General features: G+C 72.0%; 18 protein-coding genes. 7 read left to right on the top strand and 11 right to left on the bottom strand.

Going from position 1 to position 20,167, the window contains the following annotated elements:
- Positions 1-405: 405 nt before the first annotated feature.
- Together NBZ83_RS17055 and NBZ83_RS17050 are read left to right on the top strand one after the other, a co-directional pair.
- Entirely contained in the window at positions 406-786 is a 381-nt protein-coding gene (locus NBZ83_RS17055; protein ID WP_261565149.1) for a transposase, read from the top strand.
- Between the two features lie 413 nt (positions 787-1,199).
- Entirely contained in the window at positions 1,200-1,688 is a 489-nt protein-coding gene (locus NBZ83_RS17050; protein ID WP_261565128.1) for an SRPBCC family protein, read from the top strand.
- A 45-nt stretch (positions 1,689-1,733) separates the two neighbouring features.
- Here NBZ83_RS17050 and NBZ83_RS17045 read toward each other — a convergent pair whose 3' ends face one another.
- The 3 genes from NBZ83_RS17045 to NBZ83_RS17035 form a co-directional block, all read right to left on the bottom strand.
- Entirely contained in the window at positions 1,734-2,405 is a 672-nt protein-coding gene (locus tag NBZ83_RS17045; protein ID WP_261565129.1) for a response regulator transcription factor, read from the bottom strand.
- On the bottom strand, positions 2,402-3,955 hold the full coding sequence (locus NBZ83_RS17040) for a sensor histidine kinase (RefSeq protein ID WP_261565130.1): 1,554 nt from the start codon (positions 3,953-3,955) through the stop codon (positions 2,402-2,404). Before NBZ83_RS17040 ends, NBZ83_RS17045 begins: the two co-directional genes overlap by 4 nt.
- A gap of 140 nt (positions 3,956-4,095) precedes the next feature.
- Positions 4,096-4,626, bottom strand: coding sequence for a hypothetical protein (locus tag NBZ83_RS17035; protein WP_261575373.1), 531 nt, complete (start codon positions 4,624-4,626; stop codon positions 4,096-4,098).
- 203 nt (positions 4,627-4,829) lie between these two features.
- Between NBZ83_RS17035 and NBZ83_RS17030 the strand changes: the two genes are divergently transcribed.
- Both NBZ83_RS17030 and NBZ83_RS17025 read left to right on the top strand, forming a co-directional pair.
- On the top strand, positions 4,830-5,318 hold the full coding sequence (locus NBZ83_RS17030; protein ID WP_261575372.1) for a GVDTG sorting domain-containing protein: 489 nt from the start codon (positions 4,830-4,832) through the stop codon (positions 5,316-5,318).
- Positions 5,319-5,321: 3 nt separating this feature from the next.
- A complete protein-coding gene (locus NBZ83_RS17025) occupies positions 5,322-5,927 on the top strand; it encodes a class F sortase (RefSeq protein ID WP_261575371.1) in 606 nt (201 codons plus the stop codon).
- 178 nt (positions 5,928-6,105) lie between these two features.
- On the opposite strand, the gene NBZ83_RS17020 is transcribed toward NBZ83_RS17025, so the two are convergent.
- The 8 genes from NBZ83_RS17020 to NBZ83_RS16985 all read right to left on the bottom strand — a co-directional run bounded on the left by NBZ83_RS17020 (position 6,106) and on the right by NBZ83_RS16985 (position 16,014).
- Entirely contained in the window at positions 6,106-6,807 is a 702-nt protein-coding gene (locus tag NBZ83_RS17020) for an ABC transporter ATP-binding protein (protein ID WP_261565134.1), read from the bottom strand.
- A 29-nt stretch (positions 6,808-6,836) separates the two neighbouring features.
- Positions 6,837-9,605 carry a branched-chain amino acid ABC transporter permease/ATP-binding protein gene (locus NBZ83_RS17015; RefSeq protein ID WP_261575370.1) on the bottom strand — a complete coding sequence of 923 codons (2,769 nt, stop codon included), beginning with the start codon at positions 9,603-9,605 and terminating at the stop codon, positions 6,837-6,839.
- 112 nt (positions 9,606-9,717) lie between these two features.
- Positions 9,718-10,899 carry an ABC transporter substrate-binding protein gene (locus tag NBZ83_RS17010; protein WP_261565136.1) on the bottom strand — a complete coding sequence of 394 codons (1,182 nt, stop codon included), beginning with the start codon at positions 10,897-10,899 and terminating at the stop codon, positions 9,718-9,720.
- Between the two features lie 145 nt (positions 10,900-11,044).
- Entirely contained in the window at positions 11,045-12,229 is a 1,185-nt protein-coding gene (locus NBZ83_RS17005) for an ABC transporter substrate-binding protein (RefSeq protein ID WP_261565137.1), read from the bottom strand.
- Positions 12,230-12,550: 321 nt separating this feature from the next.
- Positions 12,551-13,180, bottom strand: a complete 630-nt coding sequence (locus NBZ83_RS17000; RefSeq protein ID WP_261575369.1) for a GntR family transcriptional regulator — start codon at positions 13,178-13,180, stop codon at positions 12,551-12,553.
- Positions 13,181-13,386: 206 nt separating this feature from the next.
- On the bottom strand, positions 13,387-13,563 hold the full coding sequence (locus NBZ83_RS16995; protein ID WP_261575368.1) for a hypothetical protein: 177 nt from the start codon (positions 13,561-13,563) through the stop codon (positions 13,387-13,389).
- 50 nt (positions 13,564-13,613) lie between these two features.
- Positions 13,614-14,045 carry a hypothetical protein gene (locus NBZ83_RS16990; RefSeq protein WP_261575367.1) on the bottom strand — a complete coding sequence of 144 codons (432 nt, stop codon included), beginning with the start codon at positions 14,043-14,045 and terminating at the stop codon, positions 13,614-13,616.
- A gap of 160 nt (positions 14,046-14,205) precedes the next feature.
- Positions 14,206-16,014 (bottom strand): hypothetical protein, encoded by a 1,809-nt coding sequence (locus NBZ83_RS16985; protein ID WP_261575366.1) that lies wholly within the window; start codon positions 16,012-16,014, stop codon positions 14,206-14,208.
- Between the two features lie 312 nt (positions 16,015-16,326).
- Here NBZ83_RS16985 and NBZ83_RS16980 point away from each other — a divergent pair, with 312 nt between their 5' ends.
- The 3 genes from NBZ83_RS16980 to NBZ83_RS16970 all read left to right on the top strand — a co-directional run.
- Positions 16,327-18,423: a PKD domain-containing protein gene (locus NBZ83_RS16980; protein WP_261575365.1), complete on the top strand. Its 2,097-nt coding sequence runs from the start codon at positions 16,327-16,329 to the stop codon at positions 18,421-18,423.
- 2 nt (positions 18,424-18,425) lie between these two features.
- Positions 18,426-19,199, top strand: coding sequence for an SDR family NAD(P)-dependent oxidoreductase (locus NBZ83_RS16975; protein ID WP_261575364.1), 774 nt, complete (start codon positions 18,426-18,428; stop codon positions 19,197-19,199).
- A gap of 272 nt (positions 19,200-19,471) precedes the next feature.
- A partial coding sequence (locus NBZ83_RS16970) for a WD40 repeat domain-containing protein (RefSeq protein WP_261575363.1) occupies positions 19,472-20,167 on the top strand: 696 nt, incomplete at its 3' end.

The raw sequence follows: 20,167 nt of genomic DNA, 5'->3' as shown, positions 1-20,167 counted from the left end.
ACCAGTACCCCACCCACACCGCCTCCGCTCTCCCCGACCGCACGAACGACCCCGATCCCGACGGTCCCCACACCGGATGTCCCGTCCCGCCCACCGACGAGCGCCACACCCGCGGCCAACGTCTCCCCCGCAGGCACAGCCACTCCCCTGCCAAGCCCGACGCCAGCGACCGCGAATCGTCGCCCAACCGTCCCGCCGACACCCGCCCGCGCACCTGCCGTCCAGTCGGACAACATCCCCACCGTCTCACCGAGCAGCTCCCTGCTGGTCGCGCCACTCACCCCCAAGGGCACACCTGCCGGTACCCCAGCACCTGCCGGTACCCAGCCAACCCGTCCACCTGACACTGCCCGCTGGACTGCCTTTGCCCCGCGCGGCGGCCCGAGCCCGAAAAGTGAGCCCGCCATGCCGCGACCCACTCGCTACCCGCCCCACTTCCGAGCTGAGGCCATCGCCCAGGTCAAATGCCTCCGCCCCGACCACCCATCCGAATGGTCAGCGATCCAGGCCGTCGCGAATGTCCTCACCATCAGCCCCGAGACGCTCCGGACCTGGATACGCGACGCCGACGAGATCCGCCGCCGACCTCGTGCCAAACCCCACCTGTATCAGGCCGAGCTACGCCGCCTGCTCCGCGAGAACGCCGAACTGCGCCGAGCCGTCGAGTTCCTCAGCGCCAGCCGCCCGCCAACAGCAGGCCACCTCGCCACCCTGGACGCCGACGCGCCCGATCAGACCCAGGACAGGTCTGCTCAAGACGGTTCACGCAACCATCTCGCCACATAGTCGACCACGGCAAGCGCGCTTGATCGCGCGCGGGGGCGACGCCCAGCACTCGCAGCGCGGCAATCCTGGCCACGACCGTCGTCACCGTCAGTGCGGAGAGCGCCACAATTTACCCACCGGGATACAGTCCCTCCGGCTGACAAGGTCTGCGTAGACTTGTCATAGCGGACGGCGTCGCCAGCGTGGCGGGCACGGAACCGCGTCACATCCAGCCCCCACCTCTGTGATCTTGGTGTTCCGCGGAACCGCGCTACGCCTACCGACCCCGGCCCTGCCGATCATGGCGGAGATGTTCGGTTCCACCTGACGGCTACCCACGGTCAGATCCCCGATGCGGGAGTCGATGTCGGCCCAGGTAGTGCAGCCGGCCGGGCCCCTGACCGACGGCCTTACGAGCGGCGAGGACGAAACCCATGACCGTGTCCGTCATCGACAACGGACCGAACCAGATCAGCCGGTCAGTCCTGGTGAACGCGCCGGTGAGCGAGCTGTTCGCCATCGTGGCCGACCCGCGCCGGCACCGCGAGCTCGACGGCTCCGGCACGGTCCGCGCCACCGTCTCCGGCCCACCGCGGCTGGCCGAGGGCGCGGCCTTCTCGGTGAACATGAAGGCCTACGGCCTGCCGTACCGCATCACCAGCAGGGTCACGGCGTTCGAGGAGAACCGCCTCATCGAGTGGCGGCATCCGGTCGGGCACCGGTGGCGCTGGCAGTTCGCCCCGGAGTCGGCCGGATCCACCCGCGTCACCGAGACCTTCGACTACAGCACAATGGGACGGATCAAGGCCGCGATCCGCTACTACGACCTCATCCGCGCCCCGAAGAGCAACACGGCTGGCATCGAGGCGACCCTCACCCGGCTCCAGGCCCGTTACGCGCCGGACAGCCCGACAATCACCTGACAGCACGCAGGTACGACTCGGCCCTGCTCGCCGGCCGCGGGACGATCAGCAGGGTTCGAGGCGGTATCCCATCCCCCGCACCGTCGAGATGCGCTCCGCCCCGACCTTGCGACGAAGGTATCCGACATAGACATCCACGATGTTGCTGCCCGGGTCGTAGTCATATCCCCAGACCGCGGAAAGTAGCTGCTCGCGGGCGAGGACATGGCCGGGATGGCGAAGGAAGGTTTCCATCAGGACGAACTCGCGGGCGGTCAGGTCGACCGTCCGCCCGTCGACGTCGGCCCGGCGGGTCCGCAGATCCAGCGCGAGATCACCGGCCCGCAGCACCGTGGGCTCGGGTCCGCGGTCGACGCGCAGTCGCAGCCGCAGGCGGATGCGGGCGAGCAGTTCCTCGAACCGGAACGGCTTGCTCATGTAGTCGTCAGCGCCGCCCTCCAGCGCCGCCACCGTGTCCCGCACGCCGTCGCGCGCCGTGAGCACGACGACGGGAAGGGTCAGGCCCGCCTCCCGCAGCCGGCGTAGCACGGTGAAGCCGTCCATGTCGGGCAGGCCGAGATCGAGCACCAGCAGGTCGACCTCGCCGGACATGGCGACCGCCAGCGCGGAGGCGCCGTCCGGTACGCAGACCGGCACGAGACCGTTGGCCCGCAGGCCCTTCTCGACGAAGGACGTGATCCGGCGCTCGTCCTCGGCGATGAGTACGCGACTGCTCACCCGCGGCCACTCCCGTCCCTGAGTTCCTTCCGCTCGACACGATCGACACGATCGATCGCCGGTCCCTCCCGGGGAACGGTCAGCACGAACCTCGCCCCGGAACAGGCCGAGACCGCGTCGGTGACCGCGTCCGGGACCGCGTCGGTGACCGTGACGGTACCGCCGTGCGCGACGGCGATGGCTCGCACGATCGCGAGCCCGAGCCCGGCTCCCTCCGACGACCCGCGCCCGGTCTGCCCCCGGGTGAACCGCTCGAAGATCCGATCCCGGTCTTCCACCGGGACGCCCGGCCCGCAATCGCTGACCCAGAAGATCGCGGTCCGCCCCCGCACCCGCGATCCGACCGACACCCGCCCCCCGGGGCCGGTGTGCTGGGTGGCGTTCTGGGCGAGCTGGATCATCGCCTGGGTCAGCCGATGCCGGTCGACGATCACCGTGCCGGTGCCGATCTCGTCCACCCGCCAGTCCCGCGACGCGAGTGCGGCCACCCGGGAGAACAGGTCGATCGTGAACGCCTCGACGTCGACCGGGGTCGGGCGCAGGAAGTCGGGGCGCTCGGCCTTGGCCAGGGTCAACAGGTCGTCGACCATCAGGCTCATCCGGTCGAGCTCGTCGGTGACGAGGGCAACCGTCTCCTCCCGCTCGGCGGGGTCGGGTCCGAGCAGCTCCAGGTGCCCACGGATGATCGTGATCGGTGTGCGCAGCTCGTGGCCGGCATCGTCGACGAACGCCCGCTGGACGGCGAAGGCGTCCTGGAGCCGGTCGAGCATGCCGTTGAACGTCCGGGCAAGCTCGGCGATCTCGTCCCGACCGCGGATGGGGATCCGCCGGGCGAGATCCGTCTCGGTGATGGCCTGGGCGGTGCGGCGCAGCTCACGGACCGGCGCCAGCACCCGGCCCGCGACCAGCCAGCCGCCGACCGCGGCGAGGGCCAGGGCGGCGAACCCGACGAGCGCCAGGACTCGCACGACCTCGTCGACCTCCGCGCGCTGCCGGTCGACGAACACCGCCACCGCGAAGACGCCCCTCGCGTTCCGCCCGATCACACTCACCGGGACAGTGGCGTATCGCGCCTGCCCGCGCGGGGTCGTGACGACGCCGTAGCGCGGGCCGGCCCCGATCTCGGTGAAGGCCCGGACCGCGGCCGGATCGGTGTCGAGCCGGTACGGCGGCTCCTCGGCGCTACGCCGGAACGGCACCCCGTCCACCAGTGCGATCATGGTCTCGTCCCGGTCCGGGATGTTGCGCTCCAGATAGACCTGAAGCAGGCTGCGCACGTCGGGAAAGGGTTCCGACGTCCGCGGGTCGACGCTCTGTTCAGCGAACCGCCGCAGCTGGGCAACCTGCAGGGCGAGTCCGCGGTCGATACGCTCGTCCATCCGGGACAGCAGCACCCCGCGTGAGACGAGGACCGACCCGGCCAGCGCAACGGCAACGAGCAGCACCTGCCAGCCGAGGATGCGCAGCCGCGCCGAGGTGGCCGCGTCGCGGGCCAGCGCCGCCGGCCGCGGGCGACGCGCCGGCAGCCGCCCTTTCGTCCGTGCCGGCATGACCTCAGCCTGACGGTCGCTGACAAGGCGAGCATGAGAAGGCGATGAGAACCTTCTCATGCCATCCCAGGCCCTTCGTCCCATGCCTCATGGCGGTTCGCTGAGTGACGTTCGCCGGTCCGGCGAGGGCCGCCGCCGGCTCAGTGGACGGCGTTTCCGGCCGTCGAGGGCGTGGCCCGCGGGGGTTGGGTCGCATCGACGGCCGGGCTCGGTGACGGGGGCACCGCGGCCGACCGCGACTCGACCGCCCGCGTCCGGGGCACGGCCGTGGGCACAGCGGCGGGTTCGGCGGCGGCCGCGGGAAGCGGCGCGTAGGGGACCGCGGGCGCCGGGACGATCCGCCCCGACCGACGGATCGGCGGCGGGACGGGCTCGGCCACGGCGGCCGTCGTGAGCGGCGGCCGCACCCGCGCCAGCGGCGTGGAGGGCGGTGCAGCCGCCCTGGTCGGCGTGGGGCTAGCGGTGCGCACCAGGATGGGCCCGCCCAGGTCGGGTGGGGCCGCCCGGTCGCCCGTACCGAAGGCGCCATAGAGGACGTACAGCGCGACCGGGACGGCGGCGGCGATCCCCGCCAACATCAACATGTGGGGCAGCCGCCGGCGGCGCCGGGGCGGTGGGGCGGGCGCGTCGCCGAGGGTCGTCTGTTCACCCGTGGCACGCCGAAGCCCCATGAGGACCAAGGGTAAGGCGCCGCGCCCGGCGGATCTCGGCCCGGGTGGGCCGACCGCCGCCCGACCCGCCCGACCGGCTAGGACGCGGCGGCCCTGGCCCTGGATGAAGAAGCTCTCATCGTCGTCTCACGGCCGTCCCATGCCCCGAGGACAGGGTCGCAGGTGCTGCACACCGCAGCGTCACCAACCCGCGAGGAGATCAGATGACGACGACATGGCGACGCCGGATCGCGCCGGGCTCCGCTCTGGCCTTGGCCCTGCTCGGAGCGGGCGCGGTCCTGCCGACCGGCCTCGCCGGGCCGGCGGGAGCGAGCGCCGCCCACGCCGCGCCGGCGAACCCCCCGGCGACCCCGGTGACGACCTCGGTGACAGCCCCGGCACCGACCTCGGCGGCGCCGCTGAACCGGACCCAGCCCGCCCCGGCCACCGCGGCACCGGCGGTCCCAGCACCGGACCGGCTCGTCCCCAGGCCGACGCCAACCCGGGCGCCGGGCGCCGGCGGGGACCGGGACGACGTGCTGCCGGTCGGCGGGGTCGACACCGGTGCTGGGGGAACCGCGCGGGGATCGGACGGGCACGACACGGTCTGGACGACGCCGGGCGCCGCGGCCGCGGGCACGACCGTCGCGGTGGCGGCCGGCGGCGCGATCGTGCTGGCCCGTCGCAACCAGAAATCGCGGGTCGGGGCCTGACCGATGCCGTCGGCCACCCTCCGCGAGGCGGTCCTGGCCACCGCGATCGCGCTCGTCCTGATCGCCGGGTGCGGGCCCGAGGGCACCTCGACCCGAGACTCGCACCCGCCCGCGGCGGTGCCGAGCGACACCGGCCCGGCCAGCGCCGCCGGGCCGGCCGAGGGGCAGGTGGCGCCACCGGTTCGGGTCCGGATCCCCGACATCGGCGTCGATGCCGCCGTCGTACCCCTCGGCCTGGACGCTGGCGGGACTCTCCAGGCACCGACCGACTTCGCGACGGCCGGCTGGAACGTCGCCGGCCCGGAGCCCGGCGAGAACGGAGCCGCCGTCGTCGCCGGACACGTCGACTCCACGACCGGTCCCGCCGCCTTCTTCCGCCTCGGCGCGCTGCATCCCGGAGCCCGGGTGTTCATCGACCGGGCGGACGGCTCGACCGTGACATTTGTCGTGCGCCGGCTGGTGCGCTATCCCAAGTCCGCGATCCCGGACGCCGAGGTCTACGGCGGGAGCCCGGGGTCACCCGGCCTGCGCCTGATCACCTGCGGCGGCGCCTTCGACCATGCCAGGGGTCACTATCTCGACAACGTCGTCGTGTACGCCACCGATTGACGTCGCGCCCCGGCCGCAGCAACAGACCGCGACCTCGCCGTCTCCCCGATGCAACGGCCGTGCGCCGCATCACCGGACACAGCCAGGGCAGGTTCTCGTCCTCCGGATGATCAGCGGAGCCGGCGGGCGGTCCGGGCTGGAACCGGGGGCAGGGTCCACCCCGATCGCGGGCCGCCGCCTACATCGCGAGGTAGCCACGCAGCAGCGCGTTCTGGTCGAGGTCACCGGCCGGGCCGTCGAACGTCACCTGGCCACGATCGAGCAGCACGACCCGGTCGGCGATGTCGAGCGCGCGCTGCACGTACTGCTCGACGAGCAGCAGCGCGACGCCCGACGCGGCCAGGGCCCGTAGCGAGTGGAAGATCTGGTCGACGATGGCGGGCGCCAGGCCCATCGACACCTCGTCGAGCAGCACGATCCGGGGCCGGGCGAGATGGGCCCGGGCCAGGGCCAGCATCTGCTGCTGACCACCGGAAAGGGTGCCGGCGGTCTGGCCCAGCCGTTCCCGCAGAACCGGGAACGCCGCCAGGGCGACGTCGAGGGAGGAGTCCGTCGCCCACGGCGGCACCTGCATCCGCAGGTTGTCCCGCACGGTCAGGCTGCGGAAGACGCCCCGCCCCTCGGGGATGTGGCACAGCCCGTCGCGGGCCCGCCGGTGCGCGGGCGCGCCGGTGCGGTCCCGGCCGCCGACGAGGACGCGTCCGCGCGTGGCGGGCAGCAGGCCGGTGGCCGTGCGCAGCAGCGTGGTCTTGCCCGCGCCGTTGGCTCCGAGCAGTGCCACGACGGATCCGGCCCGCACCGTCAGGTCGACCCCGCGCAGCACGGTGGTCCGGCCGTAGCCGGCATCCACCCCGCGCAGTTCCAGAACAGTGTCAGCCATGTCGGGGGCAGCCATATCGGGGTCAGCCATCACTCGCCGCCCGCGGTCAGGCCGGCCGAGTGCGGGCGGGCGGCGTCCGCGGCGGCGGGCTCCAGCGGGTCGGTTTCCCCGAGGTAGGCGACGCGCACCACGGGCGACGCCATGACCTCCGCCGGAACTCCGTCGAACACCGGGCGACCGAAGTCCAGGACGTACACGTGGTCGCAGATCGCGGTGACCAGGCTCATGTCGTGCTCCACGAGAAGGATGCCGACTCCGTGCTCGTCGACCACGCGTCGCAGGATCTGCCCGAAGTGCCGGGTTTCCGCGCGGTCGAGGCCGGAGGAGGGTTCGTCGAGAAGGAGAAGCCGGGGCTGGCCGGCGAGGCAGCGCGCGAGTTCGACCAGCCGGCGCTGCCCGGTCGACAGGGAACCCGCCACCTGCCCGGTCAGGTCGCCCAGGCCGCAGGTGCGCACCGCGGAGTCCGCCGCGGCGTGGATGTCGCGCGAGATCCGCGGGGTGCTGGCGAGATGGCGCAGCGCGTTGGGTCCGGCCCGCCGGCCCTCGGCCCCGAGGACCACGTTGTCCCACACCGTGAGGTTGTCGAACAGCTCCATCTGCTGGAAGGTGCGGCCCAGGCCCAGCCGGGCGCGGGTCGAGGCCGAGCGCCGGATGATCGATCGACCGTCGAGGAGCACCTGGCCGCGCTGGGGCCGCAGCAGCCCCGAACACACGTTGAACGTCGTCGTCTTGCCGGCGCCGTTCGGGCCGATGAGTCCGGTGATGTGCCCCGTGGCGGCCCGCAGCGTCACGCCGTCGACAGCCACCAGGCCACCGAAGGCCACCCGCACGTCGCGGATCTCCAGCTCGGCCGGCGGCGCCTGCGCCCTCTCCCGGGACGATCCGGGCGCCGACACCGCGGTGCCCCGCTCGCGGGCCCCACCGGCACTGCCGGCCCCGCGGGCACCGCGCCCGCCGAGCCGGTCGAGCGCGCGGCGCACGGCCGGGTGCGGCTCGCGGGTCCGGGCCGCCGTGACCGCGTAGAGGATCGCGAAGACGCCGAACGCCACCTGCAGCCAGTTGGACGTGTCGGCACTGTCGACGTAGGACGGCACGAGGGTGAGCCCGGCGGCCCCGGCGACCGCGTACCAGGGCGCGCCCCCGACGCTGATGACGACCAGCACGAAGTAGACCAGCGAGGTGATGGGGAGGTAGGAGTCGCCGTTGACCTGCCCGACCGCCGCGGCGTCGAGGACACCGGCGACGGCAGCCAGGAAGGCGGACAGGCAGAACACCAGCACCCGGGTCGTGTTCACCGCGGTCCCGCTCGTCGCCAGGCCGATCGGGCTGTCGGCCAGGGCGCGCAGCAGCCGGCCCAGCCGGCTGCGGTTGAGGGCCACCATGGCGAGGGCCGCCGCGGCGGCCAGGATCAGCACGAGGTAGTAGTAGCCGCGGTCGGAGCCGTCGAGGCCGACCGCGGCCCAGCGCGGGGTGGGGACGCTGACGCCGATGCCGAGGCTGCCGAACATGTAGCCCTGCGAGTAGAACATGTACTGGACGAGGATCCCGAACCCGAACGTCGACAGCGCCAGGTAGAGCCCGGACAGGCGGATCGCCGGGATCGCCAGCAGGGCGCCGATCGGCACCGCGACGAGGCCCGCGACCACCAGCGCGGCCGCCCACGGCCAGCCCTTTTCCACGTGCAGCTGCGAGAACGCGCAGACGCCGATGGCCATGAAGGTGACGTGGCACAACGACACCTGGCCGGAGGTGCGCACGAGCAGGCCGAGGGAGAGGAACAGGATCGCGTAGGCGAGGAACTCGCTGAACGCCACCAGGTGGATGCCGGCGAAGCTCGGCACGAAGCAGAGCAGCGCCACGACGGCGACGCCGCCGGCGGACTGCAGGCGCCACGGCGTCGTCCAGGCGACGCCCGAGCGCGGCACCGCGCGCAGCCGTTCGGTGAGGCGGCGGCGGGGGGCGGTGAGCAGGACGGCGAACAGGACGAGGAACGGCAGCGCGTTGGACAGCCCGGCCAGCAGGCCGCTGTCGAAGTACTTCGTGGCCAGCGAGGCGATGATCCCGATGACGAGCCCGCCGACATACGTCGCCGGCAGGCTGGTGAACCAGCCCAGCGCCGCGGCGCCGAAGGCCGCGACGACGAGGAACGTCAGGGCCGTCGCGTCGAGGTTGACGTACTGGGCGACCAGGACGCCCGACGTCGCCGCGAACCCGATGCCGATCATCCAGGCCCACCGGCGCACGGCCACCGGGTTCGTCCCGGTGGTGTCGAGCAGCGCCGGGTCGTCGACCACGGCGCGCATCGCCACCCCGGTGCGGGCCAGCGAGAAGTAGGCGTAGAGCGCCGCGGTGGCGACGATCCCCACCGCGAAGACGATGATGCGGTCAGCGGTCACGGTCGTGCTGCCGAGGTGGAACCCGGCGTCGGGCAGGAACACCGGCACCTTGCGCGGTCGGGTGTCCCCGTAGATCAGCACGGCGCCGGCCTGCACGACGAGCAGGACGCCGACCGTGCCGGCCACCCGGGTCGACAGCGCGGTCGCGGCCATCCGCCGGGCGCCCTGCTCGAACGCCAGGCCCAGGACCGGGCCGGCCCCGAGGATGCAGATCGCCGCCGCGGGCACCCACGGCAGTCCGGCCTGGACGTGCAGGCTGTAGAACAGGTACGCCGAGACGGTGGCGACGGCTCCGTGGGCGAAGTTGAAGATGCCGGACGTCTTGTAGGTGAGCACGAGCCCGACACCGGCCAGCCCGTACACCGATCCCGTGGTCAGCCCGGCGATGAGGAACGGCAGCACGTGGGTCCCCTCCTGCTGGTGTGGTCGTGACGATCCGCCGGAGATCCCGGGACGCGCCGCACGGCCGCCGATACGCGGTCGGCACGGCGCGTCCCGAGAGGTCCGCGCAGTCTCAGCTGGCCGCCGCCGGGTGCTGGTCCGCCGCCGAGTGCTGGTTCGACGCGGGGAGCCGGTCGGTGCGGCTGCGGGGCTGGAACCGGTGGCGCATCACGGTGCCGGTGCGGTCGCGCAGCCCGACCTTCTCGTCGAGGTCCGGCCGCACCTCGCGCATCACGAGGAAGTCCGGCGACAGCCAGGCGCGGTGGACGTACGGCGCGAAGCTGAGCAGACCCCGTGCGCCCCCGGTCGCGGCGGGCAGCATCTTGACGCGCTCCAGGCCGGCCTTCACGCCGGCCGGCGAGAGCGGACGGGCCTTGGAGATGCCGTGCGCGATCATCTGCGCGATGTCGTAGTTGATGATCGCGAACCAGTTCTCGGGCCGGTAGTCGTAGCGGCGCTCGAACCGGTCGAGGAAGTCCTGGGCCACCGTGTTGGTCTCGTCGTACTGGTCGCAGCCCACCCAGCCCTTGAGCGAGGCCATGCCCTGGGGCAGGACCGGGGCCGACATGAACGCCGTGCACATCACCCGGAACGGGTCCCACTGCGCCGCGGCGAGCGCACGGTTGATGTGGACGGAGGCCACCCCGACGCCGAGGTAGGCCAGCGCGTCCGCGCCGGCCGACCGCAGCCGCTCGACCGCCGGGCCCATGTCCGTCTCCAGCGGGTCGACGCCGTGCTCCAGCAGCACCTCGACGCCGTCGAAGTCGCAGGCGTCGCGGAAGAAGCCGCGGTACTCGTCGCCGATCGCCGTCTTGTCGTAGACGACGGCGACGGTCTTGATCCCCTTGACGGCCAGGTAGTTCGACATCACGTACGGGTCCTCGGCCAGCGAGCCGTTGTTGATGTTGAAGCACCACTCGCCGTACCAGAGGTCCGTGCCGCACATGGCCACGGACGGGACGTGGCCCTCCCGGTCGTTCCACTCGCGGAACGGAATGGCGTTGTCGGAGATCCACGGGCCGTCGATGGCCACCACGCCCGCCTCGACGAGCTCGCGGCCCGCCTGGATCACGGTATGCGCGTCGCCGGTGGGCAGGCCGTGGACGAGCTTGTAGATCACTTCGATCGGCCGGTCGATGAGACCGTCCTGCAGCGCCTCGTCGAAGGTCAGGTCGAGCACGTCGTGCAGGAGCTGCTCGGCCTCCGGGGCGAGCGGCCAGTCACAGAGCATGCCGATCTTCGTGGTTCCGGACACGGAGGTCCTCCTCATGGGGACTGCGGTGATGGGGAACGCGGTGATGGAAGCACCGGGATGACGGCGCAGGGATGGGGTGCGCGGGGATGGGGTGCGCGGCGTCTCGGCGGTCCGAGCGGCGCGGGCGGGCGGGGCGCCGGGCGGATCAGGCGTTCTTGCCGCAGACCCGGCCCGCGCCGAAGGGAGTGGTCAGCTTCCCGGACTTCACCTGGGCGTACCAGGTGCAGGCCTCCTGGACGGCGGGCTTGCCCTTCGCGTAGGTCACGGGCGCGAGGATGCCGTCGAGGTCGAACCTGGGACCGAGCTTGTACAGACCGTCGTAGATCGTCTGCGAGGTGATGTCGCCACTCGCGCCGGCGAGGGTCTTCTCCAGGACCTTCCCGGCGTACCAGCCGGAGGTCGTGCTCGTGTTGAGCAGCACGCCGGGCTGGTACTTCGTCATTGCGGCGAGGAACTCGGCGGTGCCGGGTCCGTCGCCGAACCACAGCGGCTCGGGTGCGGCGAAGACGAGGCCCTCCCACACCGGGGCGGACAGTTCGCTGTCGCGCCAGTTCTGCGGGTTGTCGATCCAGATCGGCCGGTAGTCCTGCTGGGCGCACTGCTCGACGAGGCGCTTGGCGGTGGCCAGGTCGCTGGCGGCGAAGACGGCCTCGGCGCCCGAGTCCTTGAGCTTCTGGCACTGGGCGGCGTAGCTGGTGGCCGACGCCGAGATGGCCTGGCCCGGCACCGACCGGATGCCGAGCCGGCGGGCGTGGGTGTCGAGCAGGCCGGCGGCCTGGGCGCACGCGGGCACCTCGGCGCAGTAGGCGACGCTCACCACGGACTTGTGGAACAGGACCCCGGCGTTGGCGTACCCGCCGTACCCGGTGTCGTTGGTGCCGGTGACCGGAAAGAAGTTCGGGTCCTTGGTGTAGGAGATTCCGGTGGCCGTCCCGCCGAGAACCGGGATGTCGTGCTGGGAGGCGTAGCTGGCCCACGCCGCGTCCACGCCCGACTCGTGGTTGCCGACGAGCGCCACGACGTGGTCCTGCTCGACGAGCTCCTTGACGTTCTGCAGGGCCTTGGCGGGCTTCCCGCCGTCGTCCTTGACGATGATCTGCACAGGATGGCCGGCTATGCCGCCGGCGGCGTTGATCCCGTCCGCCCACGCCTGCAGGCCCTTGGAACCGGCGATGGCGATGTCGGAGGCGAACCCGCTGTAGACGCCGACATTACCGATCTTGATGGGCGACCCGCCGGGGCCGCCGCCGCTCGACGGCGCCGTCCCGCCACCGCCACCACTACCACCGCCGCTGCCACAGGCGGCGGTGGCGAGGAGTAAGGCTCCCACCGCTGCGGCCATGCTCACCCGGGTCCGGGCCGAGCGCGGTCGCATCGATCTGACTGCTCGCATGAAGTGTCCTCCTGATCACGGGCTGACTCCGGGCTGACTCCGAGCTGGCGTCGGGCAAGGCAGCTCTCCACCCGCCGCAATGGTGTACCACACATCACACATAATGTGGAAGTAGGCATCTGCGCAGGTGGAGAGCGTTCTTGTGGCTCCCAGAGCGCGCGGAAGTCAGCCGGACCCGTCAGCAGGTCGCCTCAGGACACGACGCCCCAAGGACACGACGCCCCTCGGGAGATGACGGACCTCAGGGGGTGACGGACCTCAGGGGGTGACGAACAACCCGCGGCGCTCGAGCTCGGCCACGAGCGCGGCTCCGTGCTGCTGCAGCATCCGTTCGGCCGCCGACGCCGCGGCCTCGCCGTCGCCCCGATCGACCGCCTCGGCGATGAGCCGCATCCACGGGGCCACGGCGTCGGCCATCCCGGGCACGGCGGTGTAGTAGGCGTCGGCCGGCAGGAGGTCGGGCACCGCGTCGACGAGATGCCGCCAGGCTGGCGAAGCACACATCCGGCCCAGGACGTCGACGAACTCGACCATCAGCGGCCTGATCGCCTCCAGGTCCTTCTCCCGGCCGAGCCGGCCGGCGATCGCGACGAGCTCGTCCTTGTTCCGCGCGCTGGTGCCGACCACCGCCCGCTTGAGGGCCCACCCGTAGAGCAGCGAGAACAGCTCGTAGTTGTCGCGGATGCGATCGCGGTCGACATTGCAGACGAAGGCGCCGCGATGCGGCCGGATCTCCAGAATGCCCTCGGACTCCAGGGCGATGACGGCCTCGCGCACCGGGGTGTTGCTCACCCCGAGCACCCGGGCCACCTCGTCCTGGGGGATGCGCTCCCCCACCCGGATCTTGCCCTCGAAGATCTGCTCCTTGATGTAGTCACCCACGCTCATGCGGACGCGCTCGCGGGTGATCGGCCGGGTGGGTAGGCGGGAGGCCGACCCCTGAGCTGGAGCTTTCGACGCCAAGCCTGCAGCTCCTCAGCAGGACGAAGGGAGGGCACAACCCGGCCGTGCCGGAATCACACATGATACAGAAAACGCGCCGCCGCACGCCGCATCCGGCCGGCACACGCCGCATCATCGAGCAGCTCGGGGCGTCACCGGTCCCCGACCAGCTCCGCCGGCAGGGTCGCGACGACCTCGTCGACGCGGACTCCCGGGCCCGCGGCCGGCTGATCGCGATCTGCCTGGATGGTCTGCGCGTGGGCGAGGCGGCGCGCCCGCTGCCCGGCCCCGCGCCCACCGGCGGCCTGTTCGACGAACGGCGGGTTCATCGGTCCGTCAGGAATGCCTCAGAGGAACACTACCAGCGTCGTCAGAATCATCATGAGAACCAGCGCGATGGCGGCGGCGATAAGAAAGCCGGCCAAGAGCGGGCGAACAGCCTTCGCGTGCGCTCGCGGTTCAGCCCGGCACCGATCATCATGAGCGGTGGAGCCGGTGACACGCGTTCGACGATGACACGGATTCGCGGGCCCGAAGTGGCAATCTGCTGAACGCTGACGAGGCTGGCGAGGCGCACGTCGTCGCGCGGGACCGTCATCTCCCGCCCCAGCCAGTCGACGAGCGTCAGATTCCCGTCGCGGACGATCACACGCTCCTGAAACTTGAGGACGGCCACCCCGGCCACCAGCACGACGGCCGCAATACCCAGCCCGGCCAGGAACCACCCGTCGCCGACGGCGCCCTCGCTGTGTGCCGCCCGCAGGACGGAAGCGGCCACACCTGCCGCGAGCATCGGCAGCAGGCCCAGCATGCGTGCCCGCGACGGTCGAGTAGTCGGTTCCGCGTCGCCTGCGCCCCCGTTGTCCATCATGTCGTCGGTGTTTCCCGGCGGGGAGAAAACAAACAGCCGGAGTTTCCCCGAGTTAGGCGTGCGGCGCCGGCAGGGAAGGGCACAACCCGGCCGCGCCGAATCACCGGTCCGCGGATACCTGGGCCGCCCCACCGCCGACACTCACGTCGAGCCGATCCGGGCCTTGCCGCCCGACCCCGGTAACATCGTCGGGCGGGCCCTCGCACATGTTTTCACGTGGCGGCGTACCGCCGACATCACCGCTGCCGACATCACCGCCGCCGGCCACCAACGGGTCGCCGGCCGCCGACGGGGCGCCGAGCTTCCACAGGGCGACGGCCAGCAGGAGCCCGCCGACCAGGGCGAATCCCGCCAGACCGGACAGGACGAGATCGGTCGGCCCGGGAGCCTCGGTGGCCCACGCGGTCCGCAGCCGATCCACCGGCGCCAGGGGCGCGAGCGCGGGATTCCGCCGCGCCAGGTCACGCGTGATCATCGCCAGGGTGAGCAGGGTGAGCGCGGCGACGAGCACGACCGTCGGCAGCCCCCGCCGTCCCAGCGGGAGCGCCCGCCAGGAGACCGCGACGACGAACGCGAGCACCGGCAGCATCGGCAGCAGGTAGCGGGTGAACGCCGCGCCACCGGCGGCCGCGTATCCCACCAGCGTGGCGACGACGAGCAGGCAGTGCGCGGCGAGCAGAATCCAGACGACGCTCCCGGCCAGTCGCGCACCCGGCTGGCGTGGAGCCGGGGCCGGGGCCGGAGCCGGAGCCCGGGCGGCCAGGACCCACGCCGTCAGGACCCGTACCGCCGCGGCGAGCACACCCGCACCGGTGACGAGCGCGAACCCGACGGCCATCTTCTCCGCGTAGCCGGTCAGCAGGGAGACCCGACCGAACAGACCGCGGTAGACGTTCCACCAGAAGTCGGGGTCGCGCACCACCTGCTGCGCCGACGGTCGCGGCCCCCGGATCGGGAGCATGGCGGCGATCCGGCCGAAGGCGGTGGGGTCGCCGTACTGGCGCACGTTGCGCAGGTAGAACCAGCCGGTCGCGGCGAAGGTCAGCGCGGCGAGCCCACCGGCCACGGCCAGGCCGCGGCCGGTCCGCCGAGACAGGCGGCCGGTGGTGTGCGCCGCGACGGCGACCCCGACGGCCGGAACGACGACCATCAACGCCACCGCTCCGCTCGCCCGACTGGCCGCGGCGGCCGGGCCGAGCACCGCGAGCGCCAGCAGCGTGCGCGGCCCCGGTCCCCGGCGCGCGATCGCGACGGTCACGGCGAGCAGACCGGTGATGGTCGCCACCGCGATCGTGTCGTTGTAGACCTGCCCGGACGGGAACACGAACAGGCCGACAACCCCGGTGATCGCCGCCGCACCGACCGCGACGGCCGGCTGTCTCGGTAGCACGCCCCGGACCAGGGCCGCCGTCGCGATCAGGGCGGCCACCCCGAGCGCCACGTTGATTCCTCGGGCGGCGCGGAAGCCGGCCAGCGGGTGATGCAGGGCGATGCCCGTCCGGAGCGGGACGGCCTCGACCGCGTAGAACAACGGCGGATGGTTCGCGGTGTAGACAACATCGAAGTTGGTCAGCGGCCGGCGCAGCCGCCGTCCGCACAGGTGGTCGGCGTGCGCGTTCACCGCGACTCGGAACTGCCGGGGGGATACGCGGCACCCGGCCGGCAGCCCCGGCATGCCCGGAATGCGGGAGCGCACGGGTGAGTCCAGCACGGGCAACGAACCGTCGGCCACCGCAAGCGCGTACGCGGTGTGCTGCGCCTCGTCAGCGCTGGCAAAGGGCGGCACGACGACGGCGACCAGCAGTCCGAGCGCCGAGAAGACCATCGCGGCCGCGACCACCCCGACCACCAGCCACCGATGTCCGGACCGATTGCCCGGCCCGGAACCGACCCGGTCTGTGACCTTCAACCACCACACCCCAACGCCGGCCGGCCGAGGAAACATCGGCCACGCTCGGCCTGGCGGTACCGTAGCGCCTGCCGCGCCACGGCTGTCCGGCGGATCGGACTTCCGGCACCTATGGGACATGGTTGGACATGAAGTGGACGTGGAGTGGCGATGGGTGGACGCCGTCGACGGTGCGCCGGCCTCGGTCCGGCGTTCGGCCGCGGAGTGCGCCACCCGGACTGGTGAACAGCGTTGACATGTCCACGGATGGTCTGCGACGCTGCAGCTCCCACAGCCGGCGAGGCGCGAGGGCGACGAAGACGGAGCTGTCTCATGGGCGCTATCGATCTGTCCGGGTACGAGGTCACCGACGCCTTCTTCGGGGCGCCGTTCATCGAGGTCGACGAGGAGCGTGAGCGTCCCTCACCGCACCGCTTTGTGCAGGGCGGCTTCGAGGGCACCGATACGGAGTTCGCCTTCTACCTCCCGCCCGCCGAGTTCTACACCGGTCGTATGTTCCAGCCGCTGGAAGGCGGCAACGGCGGCCACGCGGTCACCTTCGGCGGCGGCATTCTCGGCGAGATGTTCCAACGCATCGACATGAGCGCCCGCCTCGGCGGCTACATGGTCGAGTCGAATCAGGGTCACAAGGGCGACGACTACGACCCGAAGGCCGGGGAGGATCCGACCCTGTACGGGCACCGGGCCAGTGCCGAGGCCGCCCGGTTATCCAAGTACGTCGCCGCCCAGGTGTATGGCAGCGCCCCCCATCACAGCTACGTCTGGGGTGGCAGCGGCGGCGGGCGACGCTCCCCGCTGTGCCTGGAGAACGCGCCCGGCGTGTGGGACGGGTGCATGCCGTCGACCAGCGGCGGCGAGATCGCCGAACCCGGCAACACCGAGCGAGTCAAGGCCGGCAGCATCATGTCGTTCGGCCAGATGTTCAATGTCCAACGGCTCCTCGGCCGCGACAAGATCATCGCATTGGCGGACCGGATGGCGCCGGGCGGCAGCGGCAACCCGTTCGAGGGACTCGGCACGCATGAACGCGAGGAACTGGCGTCGCTGTACCGGCAGGGTTTCGCCCGCGGCAACGAGTTCATGATCAGTGAGCCGATGGGCCAGATGTGGCTGTGGACCTCGCTGGCCGACGACCTGTTCCGCGACGACCCGGACTACTTCGCGAACTTCTGGACGAAGCCGGGCTACGTCGGGCACGACGCACCCGAACTGGTCGAGGGCGACCTGATCCACCAGACGGGACGGGTCGTGCGCACCCTGTCGGCCCGCGACCTGAACGAGTCGCCCGACTTCGCCGGACCCGAGTTCCAGACCATGCGCATTCTGGCGGCGATCGTCGGCGCGGGCGGCGAGGCGTACGACTTCCCCTACGCCGTCGAGATCGAGGGGCTCAAGGGCGGCTACCGCGTCGGAACCGGCGTGAAGATCCTGACCGGGAAGGCCGCCGGACGGTCGCTGTACGCCACCGGCGCGGCCGGGGACGTCTTCGCCTGCGACGGGCAGGGCGACGCGAACGTCCTGCGGTTCAAAGGGGTCGAGCCGGGCGACGAGGTGCTCGTCGACAACCGCAGGTTCCTCGCCTACTGCTACTTCGCCCGCCATCACGTCACCGACGACCCCGCGTTCGCGCACCTGCTCGTCGACGGCCGGCCGATCCATCCGCAGCATCCCGTGCCGCAGATGTCCTCGCTGATGGGCGTCTGCTACTCCGGCCAGTACGAGGGCAAGGTGCTCTGGATCCACCACACCCACGACTCGTCGGTCTGGCCCGCGTGGGGCACCCTGTACGACCGGGCCGTGCGCCAGGCCCAGGGCGAGGCGGGCGCGCGGGCGAACTTCCGCATCCGCTGGACCGAGTACGCCGAGCACGGCCCGTACGCCATGGTCCCGCCGGAACCGAACCGGGTGGCCGCGACCCGGCTCGTCGATTTCCGCGGCATCACCGAGCAGTCGATGATCGACCTGATCGACTGGGTGGAGAACGGCGTCGAGCCGAGCGGCACCACCTACACCTTCGCCGACGGCCGGGTGCACCTGCCGGCGAGCGCGGCCGAGCGGGGCGGCATCCAGCCGGTCGCGTCGGCCACGGCGAACGGCGGGTCCCGGGCCGACGTCGGCGTGGGCGAGCCGGTGACCCTGACGGTCACCGCCGCCGTCCCGCCGGGCACCGGCACGATCGTCTCGATCGAGTGGGACTTCGACGGCACCGGAACCTATCCGCTGCGCCACGCCGAGATCGACGGCACGGCCGCCGAGCTGACCGTGGCGACCACGCACACCTACGACCGCCCGGGGACCTACTTCGCCACCGCCCGCGTGACCTCCCACCGCACGGGCGACGTGCGGGCCGAACTGTGCCGGATCGAGACGATCGCCCAGGTCCGCACCGTCGTCGCCGCGGGGGTCTGACGATGACGGGTTCACTGGACGGCAAGGTCGTCCTCATCACGGGTACCGGCAGCGGCATGGGCCGGGCCGGGGCGCTGCGGTTCGCCGCCGCCGGCGCCACCGTCGTCGGCTGCGACCTCAACGCCGAGGGCAATGCCGAGACCGAGGCCCTGGTGAAGGCCGCCGGCGGTCAGATGCTCGGCACGGCGCCGGTCGACCTCGCCGACTTCGCCGCGTGCGAAAGCTGGGTCGAGGCGGCCGTGCGGGCCCACGGTCGCATCGACGTGCTGTGGAACAACGCCTCGGCGTGCGTGTTCGCCACCATCGACACGATGACGGTCGAGCAGTGGGACTTCTCGATCCGCAACGAGCTGAGCATCGTCTTCCTCGTGACCAAGGCGGCCTGGCCGCACCTGACCGCGAGCGCCGGCACGGACGCGAAACCGGTAGTGATCAACACGGCGTCGGTGGCCGGGCACGGCGGTGGTCCGGGCGGAATCGCGCACTCGGCGACCAAGGCCGCCGTCCTGGCGATGACCCACGTCATCGCCGCCGAGGGTGCGCCGTACGGCATCCGCGCCGTCAGCATCAGCCCCGGCGCGATGGACACCCCGGGCTCGGCCGAGCAGCTCGCCCAGCCCGGCGCCCGGGAGGCGCTGCTCGGCCTCTCGCTCGTGCCCCGGCTCGGGGATCCCGACGAGGTCGCGCGGGCCGCGGTCTTCCTCGCCTCCGCCGACGCCGCCTTCATCACCGGCACCGACCTTCTCGTCGACGGCGGCCTGACCAACCACGGCTGAGGCGGCGGCCTGCCCCGTCGTCGGTGACGGGGCGTCCGCCCGCCGCCCGCGCGGACCTCGACTTCCAGGTCGGCGTGAGGCGGCTCGTCCGCGATAAGGATGTGCTCCAGCAGGCGGAACGTCCCGACCGCGGCGCGGGGCGTGGCCGCAGGCGACGCAACGCGCCCCATCCGGTTACCTCCGGACCTCTCCGTGCCCTGATCGCCTTCGGCCGCGCCGAAAAGTCAACACCCGACCACCACCATGAACCACCAACCCGGCACACTGACTCCATGGCGCCCCAAACCCCACCATCAGCGGGCCGGGCACCCTTCTGGGGTCACCCCGGCCCGGTCAATGCGGTGGCGGTCACCCCAGACGGCCAGCAGATCATCAGCGGCGGCGACGACGGCACGATCCGCATCTGGGACCGCCAGAACGGCACCGAACAAACCACCCTCACCGGCCACACCAGGACGGTCCTGGCAGTAGCCGTCACCCCAGACGGCCAACAGATCATCAGCGGCGGCGGCGACGGCACGATCCGCATCTGGGACCGCCAGAACGGCACCGAACAAACCACCCTCACCGGCCACACCGGGACGGTCCGGGCAGTAGCCGTCACCCCAGACGGCCAACAGATCATCAGCGGCAGCGACGACGGCACGATCCGCATCTGGGACCGCCAGAACGGCACCGAACAAACCACCCTCACCGGCCACACCGGCTGGGTCCGGGCAGTAGCCGTCACCCCAGACGGCCAACAGATCATCAGCGGCGGCGGCGACGGCACGATCCGCATCTGGGACCGCCAGAACGGCACCGAACAAACCACCCTCACCGGCCACACCGGGACGGTCCTGGCAGTAGCCGTCACCCCAGACGGCCAACAGATCATCAGCGGCGGCGGCGACGGCACGATCCGCATCTGGGACCGCCAGAACGGCACCGAACAAACCACCCTCACCGGCCACACCAGGACGGTCCTG

It is taken from the genome of Frankia gtarii (genome assembly GCF_025403375.1).
GTDB classification, from domain to species: Bacteria; Actinomycetota; Actinomycetes; order Frankiales; family Frankiaceae; genus Frankia; species Frankia gtarii.
The sequence above is the reverse complement of the archived record's forward strand: the minus strand, read 5'-3'. Positions and strand labels throughout refer to the sequence as shown.

What these genes read in the sequence shown, in the direction of transcription:
- NBZ83_RS17055 (WP_261565149.1), top strand. Translation starts at nt 406, where the DNA reads ATGCCGCGACCCACTCGCTACCCGCCCCACTTCCGAGCTGAGGCCATC.
- NBZ83_RS17050 (WP_261565128.1), top strand. Translation starts at nt 1,200, where the DNA reads ATGACCGTGTCCGTCATCGACAACGGACCGAACCAGATCAGCCGGTCA.
- NBZ83_RS17040 (WP_261565130.1), bottom strand. Translation starts at nt 3,955, where the DNA reads ATGCCGGCACGGACGAAAGGGCGGCTGCCGGCGCGTCGCCCGCGGCCG.
- NBZ83_RS17035 (WP_261575373.1), bottom strand. Translation starts at nt 4,626, where the DNA reads ATGGGGCTTCGGCGTGCCACGGGTGAACAGACGACCCTCGGCGACGCG.
- NBZ83_RS17030 (WP_261575372.1), top strand. Translation starts at nt 4,830, where the DNA reads ATGACGACGACATGGCGACGCCGGATCGCGCCGGGCTCCGCTCTGGCC.
- NBZ83_RS17025 (WP_261575371.1), top strand. Translation starts at nt 5,322, where the DNA reads ATGCCGTCGGCCACCCTCCGCGAGGCGGTCCTGGCCACCGCGATCGCG.
- NBZ83_RS17020 (WP_261565134.1), bottom strand. Translation starts at nt 6,807, where the DNA reads ATGGCTGACACTGTTCTGGAACTGCGCGGGGTGGATGCCGGCTACGGC.
- NBZ83_RS17000 (WP_261575369.1), bottom strand. Translation starts at nt 13,180, where the DNA reads ATGAGCGTGGGTGACTACATCAAGGAGCAGATCTTCGAGGGCAAGATC.
- NBZ83_RS16995 (WP_261575368.1), bottom strand. Translation starts at nt 13,563, where the DNA reads ATGAACCCGCCGTTCGTCGAACAGGCCGCCGGTGGGCGCGGGGCCGGG.
- NBZ83_RS16990 (WP_261575367.1), bottom strand. Translation starts at nt 14,045, where the DNA reads ATGCTGGGCCTGCTGCCGATGCTCGCGGCAGGTGTGGCCGCTTCCGTC.
- NBZ83_RS16980 (WP_261575365.1), top strand. Translation starts at nt 16,327, where the DNA reads ATGGGCGCTATCGATCTGTCCGGGTACGAGGTCACCGACGCCTTCTTC.
- NBZ83_RS16975 (WP_261575364.1), top strand. Translation starts at nt 18,426, where the DNA reads ATGACGGGTTCACTGGACGGCAAGGTCGTCCTCATCACGGGTACCGGC.